Consider the following 12,801-nt stretch of genomic DNA (forward strand, 5'->3'; position numbering starts at 1 on the left):
ATGTAATCGTTTACTTGTTTTTTGAAGAGCCGCTGGTGAACACACCAAAGCGTCACATCAGCGGGCAATCGCCGCTACACTGCCAGGCAGAGAATTGAAGGAGTAAGCCATGCTAAAAACACTCAAACACAACTGGTTTATGTTGCTCTTTGCCCTGCCCTTTGCCGGGGTGGGCATCGGTTTACTCCTGTTCAGTATTATTCCCAACCTCTATACATGGCAGCAGATGAAATCCTGGCCGCAAGTGCAGGCGCAACTGCTGGAGGCCAATTTATCGGTCAATCGCGGCGACGATAGCAATACCTACCAGGCCACTGCGCGTTACACCTATCGCTACCAGATGCTGGACTATACCGGCGAGCGGGTAGCCATTATGGGCGGCAGCGACAACATTGGTGACTTCCAGCAACAGCTGGCCGCCCAACTATCCTCCGCGTTGCAAAACCAACAGCCCGTTCCCGCCTGGGTCAACCCCACAGACCCCACAGACGCCGTGCTCAACCGCGACCTGCGCTGGAGCATGCTCGGCTTCAAACTGATTTTTGTGCTGGTGTTTGGCGGCGTAGGTATCGGCCTGATGCTGTGGACACTGCTCGCCAAAACCGGCGCTACCAACCACCCCGAGAGCACCAGCAAACCCTGGCTCGGGCAGCAGCAATGGGCAAAGCGCGAAGTGACCTGCAATGGCAAAAGCGGCCTTTGGTTTCTCTGGGGCTTCACCCTTATTTGGAACCTTATCTCGCTACCCGCCGTGATTGCTATTCCCGGCGAACTGGATAAAGGTAACCAGCTCATCCTGATGGTTTTATTATTTCCCCTCTTCGGGGTGATTATGCTGGCGTGGGCCATCAATAACACCCGCAGCTGGCGCCGTTTTGGCCAGTTGCGTCTGATGCTCGACCCCTACCCCGGTCGTTTGGGTGGACAAGTGGGCGGTACCCTCGCCCTGCCTCTGGCCTACAACAGCCAACAGCGTTTTTCCGTCAGCCTGCAATGCCTGCGCAGCTACGAAACCGGCAGCGGCAAAAACCGCAGTCGCCGTGAAACGGTGATCTGGCAAACCACCGGCTTGGCGCACACAAAACCTGCACCCGCCGGTGGCACCTTATTAGCGGTGTGTTTTGACGTGCCCGCCGACCTGCCCGCCTCGGAAACCTACAGCAGCGACTATCGTTTCTGGCGCCTAGACTTACATGCCGATTTACCCGGCGTGGATTTGCAGCGCCAGTTTGAAATCCCCGTATTCGCCACCGCCGAACCAGCGCACACGGCACTACCGATGAGCAGCCAACACCCGCAACTCATGGATGAGCGCGAAGCGCAAATTGAAGCCGTCGCCAATATCGAACAAATCCCCGGCGGCGTGCGCATGCATTTCCCGATGCTACAAAACGCGAGCACTAACCTGACTGGGTTAATCGTGGGCGTATTTTTTGCGGGCGCCGGTATTCTCATGGGCCTTAAATCCGATGCCCCGGCAATCATGGTGTGGGTATTCACCCTGCTCGGCAGCCTGGTCACACTTATCTGCCTCAAACTGCTCTTCACCAGTTTGCGCGTCCAGCTGGATCACAATGGCCTGATCAGCGAACGCTACTGGCTGGGAATTCCCATTGGACGCAATCAAATGCCGCGCGCAGAAATTAGCAACTTACAAATCGCCACCAGCTACAGCACACAGAGCAGTAAAGGTCATCAAGAAATCTGCAAAATCATTGCCCTCACCCACAGCGGCAAAAAAATTCCCGTCGCGATCAATTTACAAGGCCGCGAAACAGCGCAGCTGGCGTTGGAGGCGATTGGAAGTTTGAGTGGGTATGCGATTGGTTAGGTCGATATGAATCCGCAATAAATTTAAAATAGTAATTGCAACAGTGCGACGGATATTTTTGAAAAGCATCGGGTAAAAAACCCATCCCGTGAAATAAAATTGACAGCTCAAAAAAACGGCGTATTATCGCGCCCAATTTCCAAGGTGCTAAAAACACTTTGCTTTTCAACCCGACAACTTGTTTGTCACAACTTATGGAGTACTCAATGATGACTTACGCGAACTATACCAACCGCTAACAACCTTTTGAGTATTCAGACTTGGAAGGTGATAACAAAACCTTCCAGTCAGGCGCAACACGAAAGCCCTGATTAGGAAACTAATCGGGGCTTTTTCTTTTCTGCGATTTAAAAAGCCAACTCGAAGGTTTCATTTTTTTAGTAACGCAAAGTGATTTATCAAAAAAATCACTTAAGGGATTTCTATGCCTGTAAAAATTGAATTAAACAAAAATGCGGGAAATGGTTTTAAACCCGTAAAAATTTACACCCGCGATATTGAAAATGAAGCGCTGACGCAACTGAAAAAAATTGCCGAGTTGCCAATTATTCATTCGCATATAGCAGCGATGCCCGATGTGCATTTAGGTATTGGTGCGACCGTAGGCGCGGTGATACCGACCTTAAATGCCATTATTCCCGCTGCAGTGGGTGTGGATATTGGTTGCGGGATGAGTGCGGTGCGACTTTCGGTTAAATCGTCGCAACTGCCGGATAACCTCGCCGCAATGCGCAGTGCGATCGAACGTGCAGTGCCAGTAGGTTTGCAAGCGCATAAAACGGTGAGCATTCGTGAAAGCGCATGTAAACAAATGACAGCCGGTGTGGAGTGGCTTTTTGAAAAACATCCCACAGTGATGAAAATGTTAAAACAACCGAACACCCTGTGGACCAAACAAATGGGCACCCTCGGTAGCGGCAATCATTTTATTGAAGTCTGTGTGGATGAAAATAAAGATGTGTGGATCATGTTGCACACTGGCAGCCGTGGAATAGGCAATGCGATTGGGCAGTATTTTATCGCCCTCGCCAAAAAAGATATGGGCAAACATATTCACAATTTGCCCGATAAAGATTTGGCCTATTTCACCGAAGGCAGCGAGCACTTTGTGGATTACGTGACGGCGGTAAATTGGGCACAGGAATACGCGCGTGTAAATCGCAATGAAATTATGGGCTTGGTATTGCGGGCAATAGCGCCATTTTTACCCAAGTTTCACGCCGATCGCCACGCGATTAACTGTCACCATAATTACGTGAGCCGCGAGCATCATTTCGGCGCTGATGTATTGGTCACCCGTAAAGGAGCCATTAGCGCACGCGAAGGTGAGTTGGGAATTATTCCCGGCAGCATGGGCGCTAAGTCTTTTATCGTGCGCGGAAAAGGCAATACCGATTCGTTTTGCTCCTGCGCCCACGGTGCCGGTAGAAAAATGAGCCGCACTGCAGCACGTCATGCGTTTAGCAAAGAAGATTTAATCGCACAAACCAAAGGTGTTGAATGTCGTAAAGATAAAGCAGTAATTGATGAAATTCCTGCGGCATACAAAGACATCGACGAGGTTATGCACAACCAATCTGACTTGATAGAAGTGGTTCATACACTCAAACAAGTCTTGTGTATAAAAGGATAAGGCTATGAAACAGGAACGGCGCAACGGTCATGCATTTCACCCCATTATGAGCAAAGGTGGTGTGCATGAAAAAACGGAAAAGGCAAAACGTAAGGCTGCCAAACATGAAATGAAACGCAAAGTTAACGAGTGGCTCGATGTAAAAGGAGGGTCATCGGCCACCCGTTCACCAGCGCGCAGCAGAATTAGTGTTAACAATTTCGATGCACAAGAGAGCAGCCCAAAGCGCGCGATAATCATCCTGCACTAAATGAAATCGGTGCTTCGGACTGCTCTGTTTGTACTCGAGTGAAATTGGCACTGTGTGAATCAGTGTCATTTGTTTACAGCGATTAATTTTTTGCTTCCGACCACACCGCAAATTCATTGCCACTCGGCTCAGTGAAATGAAACCGGCAACCGCCGGGGAAATCGAATAGCGGTTTAATAATTGTGCCCCCGTTAGCGATAACTTTTTGTAACGTCGATTGAATATCCGCGCTATAAAAAACCAACAGCGCCGCGCCATTGCTGGTTTTGCTGCACATATCCGCCTGATAAAAACCACCATCCAAACCCTGATTGGAAAACGCGGTGTATTCAGGGCCGTAATCGACGAATTCCCAACCGAACACACTGGAGAAAAAGGTTTTGGTTGCCAGTAAATCGCGCGCAGCGAATTCGACGTAGTTGAGTTTTTCGTGGTTATTCATTAGTCGCTCCTTTTGAAATTCACTTTTTCGCTGCAAGCACTTCAAGTGCTCGCTGTTTGGTTTTTTCCAAGAACGAAGCATCACCAACCTTGCCATGCCCTGGCACAACTAGCTTTGCAGTGCCGTAGCGAGTGATAAGTTTTTCAGCGGAGGCAGGCCATTCTTCTATTACTGCGTGGCTAAGATTGCCGAGACCTTCGGGTTTGACAAAACAGCCGCCGAATAGAATTTTCTGCTCTGGCATCCACACCACGACATTATCTGAAGTGTGACCCGCACCGGGATAAAACACTTCTATTTTTTTATTGACCAGCCAAAAAGGATTTTTGGTAAATGAATGAGTGGCTTTTGCTTCGCCTTTATTTTCAAGCAACTGGTTAGTTTGCTTGGAGGCATAAGTTGGAATGGACTTTGAGTTGAGAAATGCAATACCACCAGTACTGTCGCTGTGGAAATGGGTGGAAATACTTGCCTTAGCGGTAAAGCCCTGCGCGTCAATCCATTGCAGTAATACTTCAGTATCTTTAGCTGAAATAGGTGTATCAATCAGGTAAGCATCTTTGTTATCAAGCACGACTAATCCGTTAGAGCCAACCAACCCCCAGCCTTCGATTTTTTCGTAAGCGGTGTACAGATAAACGCCCTCTTCGATTTTTTTAATTTCCAGTTCAGGTAGTGGTTCGTCAGCGCATGTCATGTTTGTAAACAACAGCACACAAAACGATAAAACAGAAACTATTTTCATTTTTTTGAATTCCTTCTAACTTCTTATTGAGAAATATCTTGGTTGCAGGCAAATCACACGCGGCACATTCGACGTAGTTGAGTTTTTCGTGGGTGTTCATAGTTGCTCCACAGGCTGAATTTCAACTGAGAGAATAATTGCACATGGATACTTATAGCTAGAACTTGATATATTTTGGATATGGCTTATATGTAATAGTTTTTAGCTATTCCAATGCATAAACCAATAAATTTAGCATCAACATCTACAACAAAAGGATGCTAGTAGACTTTACTTCTTTGAATTTTGACACTATATATAGTGTCATGGAGTTGTTAGTATGCCCGTCTTCGATGAAGTCAAACAGGAATTGACCCAAAATAAGGGCAACATCCGCTGTCAAAGAGTAACTGCGCTTCTGAAGTCTTTGGGATTTGAGGTTCGTGATGGCTCACAAGGAGGCCATAAAGTTTTTACTCACGACAAATTGGCGGATTTTTACAGCAGTAGCTTTAACTGTGGGCACGGTAAGAACCCGGAAATTAAACCTGCATACATAGTAAAAATTTTGAAAACTATTAATCAATATGAAGAGGCACTCAGAAAATTATCTGAGTGATAGATGCCATGTTCGACCCAAGACTGTATACCACTAGTGTTCGCTACGGATTTTTTGAAGGTGAATATTGCTTTGAAGCCAGGGTACGCGAACTGCCAGATGTGGCCGAATATGCAGATACTCACGAAGAAGCTTACGCACTGGCATTAGACACAATTAGCACAACCGCTATTATCTTTGCCGAAAAAGGTCGGGCAATGCCTGAACCAGAGGCTCCAACTGATGATTTTAGTGGGCGGGTAACCTTACGCCTTCCTAAATCACTGCATCGCGGTTTGGCGGTTAAAGCGGTGGAAGAAAATGTAAGCCTCAATCAGTTATTAGTTTCTGTGCTTTCTGCTTTTCGCGGGTTTGATGCCGCATTGAGTGATTCGACCAATGGGTGGACAGATATACCTGGCACTAAACTCAATAAACATGACTCTCCCAAAAGAGCTAAGGTTGTACATTTACAAACCTATTCCAGAAAAACAGCTAATTGGTGATTACCGTGAGTAGTTCATTTGAAAAAGCAAAAAAGGGATTACAGTTTGAAGATATTTTTCAAACTTCAGTTTCAGCATGGATAAAAGAAGGCTTTGATCCAAAATTTGATGTTATTGAAGATTATGGTATTCAGTTTAAACAAGGCGTTAGGCAATCAAACTTGCTCTCTATTACAGAAGCTAATCAATCAACAAAGATTTTTAGGGTATATATAGATGTTGGTGTTCGCTTGGTCAGTGACGAAAAAGATGATGCATTAGCACAATTAGAGGCCAGCTACTGCATCGATTACCTTGTGACTGATCCACATCTTTCAGAAGATCAAACAGCATTGGATGAATTTGCCCTGAAGAATGCCTGTCACCATTTATGGCCTTATTGGCGCGAATACGTAATGTCGCAATGCACGCGTATGAACCTACCCAAGTTACCACTACCTTTTCATTTTGTTGCACCACAACCAGTTAATGACGAGTAAGCTGCCGTTCACAACCTCTTGCCCCAACACCACCCAGCGTATTTTTATCCCTGTGATACTAACCGCGTGAATCACCAGTGGTTATTGCTTAGTTTCATGGCTTTTTCAGATAGGTAGAGGTAACCATCAGTCACCCTTGATTCTACGCATATGCTCAGCCACCGATTCAGTGACAAAACGCCCTGCAGCAACATCCGCTTTAGCATCATGTGCGGATTTAGCTAGTTCATTTTCCCACGGCTTCCCCCGCGTCCACTCCACTGCCTCCAAACGCAAATGCAGTGCCGCTTTGGCGACTATGTGCGCGCTCACCGGGGCGGTGATAAACAAGAAGAGTGCGATTAATAATTCGTGCAGACTCAAACCATCTCCTTGAGTCGAAAAGAAAATCACTGAGCCGATGATGATGCCGCCCACCCCCAGAGTGGTAGCTTTGGCGGGGCCGTGCAGGCGCAAGTAGAAATCCGGCAGGCGCATCAGGCCGATGGAGCCGATGAGGGCGAAGGCGGCGCCGACGAGGAGGAAGAAGCTGATAGTGTATTCAAGCCAGACGGGCATGGTTTTCCCCTTATTTAACTTTTCATTATTCGACTTTCTATTATTCAATAATGTCGCCGCGCAGCAGGTATTTGCTGAGCGCGACTGTGCCGACAAAACCCATCACCGCGATGAGTAGTGCCGCTTCGAAATACAGCATGCTGCCTTGGTAAATGCCAAACAACACCAGCAGCGCGATGGCGTTGATGTACATGGTGTCGAGCGCGAGTATGCGGTCGGGCAGCGAGGGGCCGAGTATCAGGCGCCAGAGGTTGAGGGCGATGGCGATGCCCAGCAGCAACATGGCGATGCTTATGGCTGTGGTGAGCATTCAAATACCTCCTTTAACGGGGCTTCGTAGCGCTGTTTCATCTCCGCGATGGCGGCGTCTACATCGGTAACGTGCAGGCTGTGCACCAGCAGGTAGCGGCGATCCAAACTCAGATCCGCCGACACTGTGCCGGGCGTGAGTGAGATGGTGCTGGCAAACAGAGTGATGGTGAACTCATGGTGGATATCGAGCGGCACCTGCATAAACGCCGGTTGCAGTTTGTGCATGGGGCCGAGGATGCGCACCGCCAGAATCAGGTTGGCAATGAGGATGTCCCAGAACACTACCAGTACAAATTTCACCAGCACCAGCGGGTGACGCAAGCGCAAGGACTCGGGCCAGAAACCTTGCGTAAGCCAGGGGATGAGCCAAGCCAGAATGCTGCCAAGTACGACTTGGCCGACGCTGACATCATTGGCCAACAGTAGCCAAAGTAGTAGCAGAAAAACGCTCAGTGTTTTGTGCGGAAACCAGCTGCGCGCTTTAGGTGCCGTTGAGGAAGGTGTTGCCGGTTGTGGGTTCATTGTGAGTTGCCCTCAATTGCGGTGAATTTATGCATGGCTTGAATATAAGCCTCGGGCGATAACAGCTGGTGCGCTAGCGCCTGGGTGTAATCCAGCACAGTCGATGCGCCCAGCGTGACCATAAAAATGCAGAGTAAAAGCCCGATTACCGCCAGCAGTTCACCTTTTTGAGCTAATGGTTTGCCGGCATCGGGATCGGTTGCATCTCGGGTTGAAACTACATCACCCTCTCCACGCCAGAAAAAGGTGGAGCCACTGCGGCTAAGTGCCATCAACGTGGCGAGGCTGCCCGCGAGCAATAGCACCCACAGCCAGATTGCATTGCCTTGAGCACCCGCAGCGCTCAGCAACAACAACTTGCCGATAAATCCACTTAGCGGCGGCAGGCCAATCACACTCACAGCGGCGATAAAAAACAGACTGCCGAGTAGTGCCGACTGCACCATGCGCGGCCCTTTGGTGATGCGATCGCCCAGGTCGCCACGCTGGCGCTGGATAAGATTGGCCAGCATAAACAGCGCACCGCAAATCCAGGTCGAATGAATGAGATAGTAGAAACTCGCCGCCAATGCTGCTTCGGTATTAAGCGCGATACCGGCGAGCAGTGTGCCCACCGACACCACCACCAAATAGGCGATCTGGATGCGCAGTTCACGCGCCGCCAGTGCGCCGAGCAAGCCCAGCGCCAGCGTAATCAGCGCCAATGGCCAGAGCCATGGCAACGCAAGATTTGCCAGCGGTCCGGCGCTATCGCCAAAGATCAGCGTGTAAGTGCGCACTATGGTGTAAACGCCCACTTTGGTCATGATCGCAAAGAGCGCGGCCACCGGCGCACTGGCCGAGGCGTAGGCGCGCGGCAGCCAAAAATACAGCGGCGCTATGGCGGCTTTCAAGCCAAATACCACCAACAACAACACACCGGCGGTGGCGGCGAGGGGGGCATCGGCGGGGTCGAGTTGGGCGATGTTGGCGGCCATATCAGCCATATTGAGGCTGCCGGTAATGCCGTAAAGCGCCGATACAGCAATCAAAAACAGCGCTGAACCCGCCAGATTAATCACTACATAATGCAAACCCGCACGCGCCCGTTCGGCGCCACGACCGTGCAACAAAAGCGCGTATGAGGCGATGAGCAACACCTCGAAAAACACAAACAGGTTGAACAAATCGCCGGTCAGAAATGCGCCGTTCACCCCCAGCAACAGGAACTGCACCATGGCGTGGAGCTTGTCGCCGGGGCCATCGGTGCCGCGTGAAGCGTAGATAAGGCTGAACAACGCGAGTACCGAGGTGACCAGTAGCATGAGCGCACTCAGGCGATCCAACACCAGCACGATTCCGAACGGCGGCATCCAATTGCCCAAGGCGTAAAGGTGGATTTGACCGTCGTTGGCGACTTGCAGCAGAGCAATCGCCACTGCCACCAGTAGCGTGGTGGAGATAATGCTTAAGCTGCGAATCAGCAATAGCGAGCGGCCGGAGAGAAAAATCAGCAGCACTGCAGTGAGCAGAGGAAGTAAGAGAGGAGCGATCAGTAAATGACTCAAACTTCGTCCTCCTCTAATGGGCGAACCGGTTTGACCGGTTTTTCGCCCAAGCCCGCCGTGCCATCCACGTGGTCATTACCCAGTTCGGCGCGGGCGCGCAAGGCGAGCACCAGCAGGAAGGCAGTCATCGCAAAACCGATCACAATCGCGGTGAGTACCAGTGCTTGCGGGAGTGGATCGGCATAGTTGAGGGTTGAGCTGAGGCTGTCGCCCTTGTTCACCACGGCCGGTGCGCCGGTGCGCAGGCGACCCATCACAAAAATAAACAGGTTAACCCCATAGGACAGCAGGGTCAGGCCGAGAATGACCGGAAAGGTACGGGCACGCAGCAGCAAGTACACACCGCAGCTCACCAATACCCCAATCACCAACGCAATTAGCGCTTCCATCAGTGTGCCTCCTCTGAGTCGCCATAAGCTGTACCGGACGATGTGTTGTAGGTGGTTTGCGCCAGATTGCCCAGCTGCGCCAGCATGAGGAGGGTCGCACCCACCACGGTGACGTACACCCCGGTATCAAAAATCATCGCCGTCGCCAGTTCAAACTTGCCCACCAGTGGCCAGCTCACATAGGTAAAACTGGTAGTGAGGAAGGGGTAGCCGAATAACCAGCTGCCAATGCCGGTGATTGTGGCGATCAATACGCCGAACACCGCCACGCGGCCATAATCCAGTGGCAGGCGCTGCTGCACCCAGGCCGAGCCGCTGCACACATACTGCAAAATCAGCGCGATGCTGGTGATCAGCCCGGCGATAAATCCCCCACCCGGCTGGTTGTGGCCGCGCAGGAAAATGTACACCGAGACCATAAGCGCGAGCGGCAGCAAAATCCGCGACAGCACCGTGAGGATGGGGGGATAAGGATCACGCGCCCAGCGGCGACCCTCGCCATCCATCCCCGGCAATGGCAAACGCAAACCGTCGAGCATCAGGTAAACGCCCAGACCGGCAATCGCCAGTACGGTGATTTCGCCGAGGGTATCAAAGCCGCGAAAGTCCACCAGAATCACATTGACCACGTTAGTCCCTCCTCCGCCGCTGACACTGTTAGCGAGGAAGAAGTCGGCCAGACTTGTATCGTAGGGACGAGTGAGAATCGCCATGGTCAGCAAAGCCACCCCCAAACCAGCGCCACCCGCAAGCAGGATATCGCGCACAATCCGGCTCTTATCGGAATCGTGCGGGGTGATTTGCGGCAGGAAGTAGAGCGCCAGCATCAGCAGGATAATGGTCACTACTTCGACCGAAATTTGCGTAAGCGCCAGATCCGGCGCGGAGAAGCGAACGAAAGCGAGCGACAAAATCAGCCCCACCACGCCCAGCACCAAGAGCGCTGCAAGGCGGTTGTGATGGATAACGACCGTCACCAATGCGGCGATCATCAACACTACCGCGAGCAACAAGCTGACCCAGTCCACCGGCGTGAGCGCGACATTCCCTAGCAGGGAACCCAGCGGCCAGAATTCCACCGCCGCCATCACTAACGCCGTGGTGATAAACAGCGCTGCCGAGCGCTGCAAGGAGCCGTTTTCGATAGCATCGGTCACGCGCTGGGCAAAGCGCACGAGGCTCTGGATGCGTTTCTCAAACTCTTCTTTCTGATCCACCCGGTAACCACGCTCATAAAACGCAAACAGCCCTTTGCGCTGGTAGTAGAGCAGCAAGCCGCCGAGCAGCGCCGTCACACTCATCGCCAGCGGCAGGTTGATGCCATGCCAAATGGCGATGTGATAGTCGGGAATGCCCTCCCCCAACACCGCGTAACTGGCCGCATCCAGAATGGGCGCGACCGTGAAATTGGGCAGGATACCTACCAGCAAACAGAGCACCCCCAAAATGGCCATGGGCAAGATCATAAAACCCGGCGGCTCGTGGGGCGGGAACTTGGGCAGGTTGATGGGTTGGCCGTTAAAGAACACATCGTGAATAAACCGGTAGGAATAGGCCACTGCAAAAATCCCGGCGAGCGTCGCCATCAGCGGGATAATCCAGTCGAACCCGCCCATCAACTCCACCTGCAAGGTCTCGGTAAAAAACATCTCCTTACTCAGGAACCCGTTGAGCAGTGGCACCCCGGCCATGGCCGAGGCCGACACCATGGCCACGGTCGCAGTGATCGGCATGTACTGCCACATGCCGTTGATGCGGCGCATATCGCGGGTGCCGGTTTCGTGGTCGATAATGCCCGCCGCCATAAACAGCGAGGCCTTGAAGGTCGCGTGATTGACGATATGAAACAGCGCCGCCACCGTCGCCAGCTCACTGCTAAAGCCCAACAACATGGTGATCAACCCGAGGTGGCTGATGGTGGAATAGGCAAGCAAGCCTTTAAGGTCGTGTTTAAAGAGCGCGGTATAAGCGCCAAACACAAGAGTCGCAAGGCCGGTGAACGTCACCAGATAGAACCACAAATCCGAACCCGATAACGCGGGATACAAACGCGCGAGCAGAAATACGCCTGCTTTCACCATGGTCGCCGAATGCAAATAGGCCGATACCGGTGTGGGTGCCGCCATGGCATGAGGCAACCAGAAGTGGAAGGGAAACTGGGCTGATTTGGTAAAGGCGCCGATCAAAATCAGGATCAGCGCGACCGGGTAAAGCGCATGCGCCTGAATCAAATCGGCCGAGTTAGTGATCACTTGCAGACTGTAAGAGCCAGTTATTTGGCCAAGAATCAACGCGCCCGCGAGTAACGTCAGCCCCCCTGCCCCGGTAATCGCCAGCGCCATACGCGCGCCTTTACGCGCCTCACTCTTCTGGGACCAATAGCCAATCAGCAGGAATGAACTCAGGCTGGTCAGCTCCCAAAACACCACCAACAGCAGGATGTTATCGGCTAGCACTATGCCGAGCATCGCCATCATAAACAGTTGCAAAAGTGCGTAGAGGCGACCGAGGGAATCCTGTTTATCCAAGTAGTAGCGGGCGTAAAAAATCACCAGCAGGCCAATCACCACAATCAACAGCGCGAACATCATGCCCAAGCCATCGAGGCGCAGGCTCAAATCCATGCCCAGCTGCGGCAGCCAATCCAGATGGAAGAAAAACAGTTGCCGCTCAAACAGCGCGGGCAGGTAGGACACCAATAAAGCCAGTGCCAACAGCGGCCCTATCGACGCCGAGGCCGCGCAAATAGTGCGCCCAAAGCGCTCGCATAAGGGCGGCAAAAACGCGCCCAGCAGGGGCAGTAAGATGATCCACAACAATTCCATGCGATATCCCCGGAATGCTTGATGACAATGCACAACAGATGCATAACTACAGCCAGCGCAACAGGCTGACTATAAGCATAAAACGCAGACGAGTTTTAGATTAACGCAGGTGGGTCAGTAAAAAAGGGATGGCGCTGACACAGCGGCGAGCGGCTGCGCAGCCAGAAGGCATTGGTGTGCGGATG

The 12,801-nt window shown here is 51.6% G+C and carries 14 protein-coding genes; 6 read left to right on the plus strand and 8 right to left on the minus strand.

Annotated features, from left to right (window positions below; translation table 11 throughout):
- The first annotated feature begins 109 nt into the window (after positions 1 to 109).
- The 3 genes from NNX04_RS14160 to NNX04_RS14170 all read left to right on the plus strand — a co-directional run bounded on the left by NNX04_RS14160 (position 110) and on the right by NNX04_RS14170 (position 3,714).
- Positions 110 to 1,831, plus strand: coding sequence for a DUF3592 domain-containing protein (locus tag NNX04_RS14160; RefSeq protein WP_261946186.1), 1,722 nt, complete (start codon positions 110 to 112; stop codon positions 1,829 to 1,831).
- Between the two features lie 424 nt (positions 1,832 to 2,255).
- Positions 2,256 to 3,464 carry an RtcB family protein gene (locus tag NNX04_RS14165; protein ID WP_261946187.1) on the plus strand — a complete coding sequence of 403 codons (1,209 nt, stop codon included), beginning with the start codon at positions 2,256 to 2,258 and terminating at the stop codon, positions 3,462 to 3,464.
- 4 nt (positions 3,465 to 3,468) lie between these two features.
- On the plus strand, positions 3,469 to 3,714 hold the full coding sequence (locus tag NNX04_RS14170) for a hypothetical protein (protein WP_261946188.1): 246 nt from the start codon (positions 3,469 to 3,471) through the stop codon (positions 3,712 to 3,714).
- A gap of 82 nt (positions 3,715 to 3,796) precedes the next feature.
- Here the strand turns inward: NNX04_RS14170 and NNX04_RS14175 are convergent, their stop codons facing one another.
- Together NNX04_RS14175 and blaKHM are read right to left on the minus strand one after the other, a co-directional pair.
- Positions 3,797 to 4,156, minus strand: coding sequence for a VOC family protein (locus tag NNX04_RS14175; protein ID WP_261946189.1), 360 nt, complete (start codon positions 4,154 to 4,156; stop codon positions 3,797 to 3,799).
- A 19-nt stretch (positions 4,157 to 4,175) separates the two neighbouring features.
- A complete protein-coding gene (gene blaKHM, locus NNX04_RS14180; RefSeq protein ID WP_261946190.1) occupies positions 4,176 to 4,901 on the minus strand; it encodes a KHM family subclass B1 metallo-beta-lactamase in 726 nt (241 codons plus the stop codon).
- 319 nt (positions 4,902 to 5,220) lie between these two features.
- On the opposite strand from blaKHM, the gene NNX04_RS14185 reads away from it, so the two are divergent.
- From NNX04_RS14185 to NNX04_RS14195, 3 genes are read left to right on the plus strand one after another with little or no spacing between them, the layout of a single operon-like run.
- Positions 5,221 to 5,499 carry a type II toxin-antitoxin system HicA family toxin gene (locus NNX04_RS14185; RefSeq protein ID WP_261946191.1) on the plus strand — a complete coding sequence of 93 codons (279 nt, stop codon included), beginning with the start codon at positions 5,221 to 5,223 and terminating at the stop codon, positions 5,497 to 5,499.
- Positions 5,496 to 5,984: a type II toxin-antitoxin system HicB family antitoxin gene (locus NNX04_RS14190; RefSeq protein ID WP_261946192.1), complete on the plus strand. Its 489-nt coding sequence runs from the start codon at positions 5,496 to 5,498 to the stop codon at positions 5,982 to 5,984. The genes NNX04_RS14185 and NNX04_RS14190 overlap by 4 nt, the downstream gene beginning before the upstream one ends.
- 5 nt (positions 5,985 to 5,989) lie before the next feature.
- Positions 5,990 to 6,463: a hypothetical protein gene (locus NNX04_RS14195; protein WP_261946193.1), complete on the plus strand. Its 474-nt coding sequence runs from the start codon at positions 5,990 to 5,992 to the stop codon at positions 6,461 to 6,463.
- Positions 6,464 to 6,589: 126 nt separating this feature from the next.
- On the opposite strand, the gene NNX04_RS14200 is transcribed toward NNX04_RS14195, so the two are convergent.
- From NNX04_RS14200 to NNX04_RS14225, 6 genes are read right to left on the minus strand one after another with little or no spacing between them, the layout of a single operon-like run.
- Entirely contained in the window at positions 6,590 to 7,021 is a 432-nt protein-coding gene (locus NNX04_RS14200; RefSeq protein WP_261946194.1) for a Na+/H+ antiporter subunit G, read from the minus strand.
- A gap of 40 nt (positions 7,022 to 7,061) precedes the next feature.
- A complete protein-coding gene (locus NNX04_RS14205) occupies positions 7,062 to 7,331 on the minus strand; it encodes a K+/H+ antiporter subunit F (RefSeq protein ID WP_040391064.1) in 270 nt (89 codons plus the stop codon).
- Positions 7,313 to 7,855, minus strand: coding sequence for a Na+/H+ antiporter subunit E (locus NNX04_RS14210; RefSeq protein ID WP_261946195.1), 543 nt, complete (start codon positions 7,853 to 7,855; stop codon positions 7,313 to 7,315). Before NNX04_RS14210 ends, NNX04_RS14205 begins: the two co-directional genes overlap by 19 nt.
- Positions 7,852 to 9,402, minus strand: a complete 1,551-nt coding sequence (locus NNX04_RS14215) for a monovalent cation/H+ antiporter subunit D (RefSeq protein WP_261946196.1) — start codon at positions 9,400 to 9,402, stop codon at positions 7,852 to 7,854. Before NNX04_RS14215 ends, NNX04_RS14210 begins: the two co-directional genes overlap by 4 nt.
- Positions 9,399 to 9,791 carry a Na+/H+ antiporter subunit C gene (locus NNX04_RS14220; RefSeq protein ID WP_007639170.1) on the minus strand — a complete coding sequence of 131 codons (393 nt, stop codon included), beginning with the start codon at positions 9,789 to 9,791 and terminating at the stop codon, positions 9,399 to 9,401. Before NNX04_RS14220 ends, NNX04_RS14215 begins: the two co-directional genes overlap by 4 nt.
- Positions 9,791 to 12,616: a monovalent cation/H+ antiporter subunit A gene (locus NNX04_RS14225; protein WP_261946197.1), complete on the minus strand. Its 2,826-nt coding sequence runs from the start codon at positions 12,614 to 12,616 to the stop codon at positions 9,791 to 9,793. The genes NNX04_RS14220 and NNX04_RS14225 overlap by 1 nt, the downstream gene beginning before the upstream one ends.
- Positions 12,617 to 12,801: the final 185 nt, after the last annotated feature.

The organism is Cellvibrio sp. QJXJ, assembly GCF_024452345.1.
Taxonomy (GTDB): Bacteria; Pseudomonadota; Gammaproteobacteria; order Pseudomonadales; family Cellvibrionaceae; genus Cellvibrio.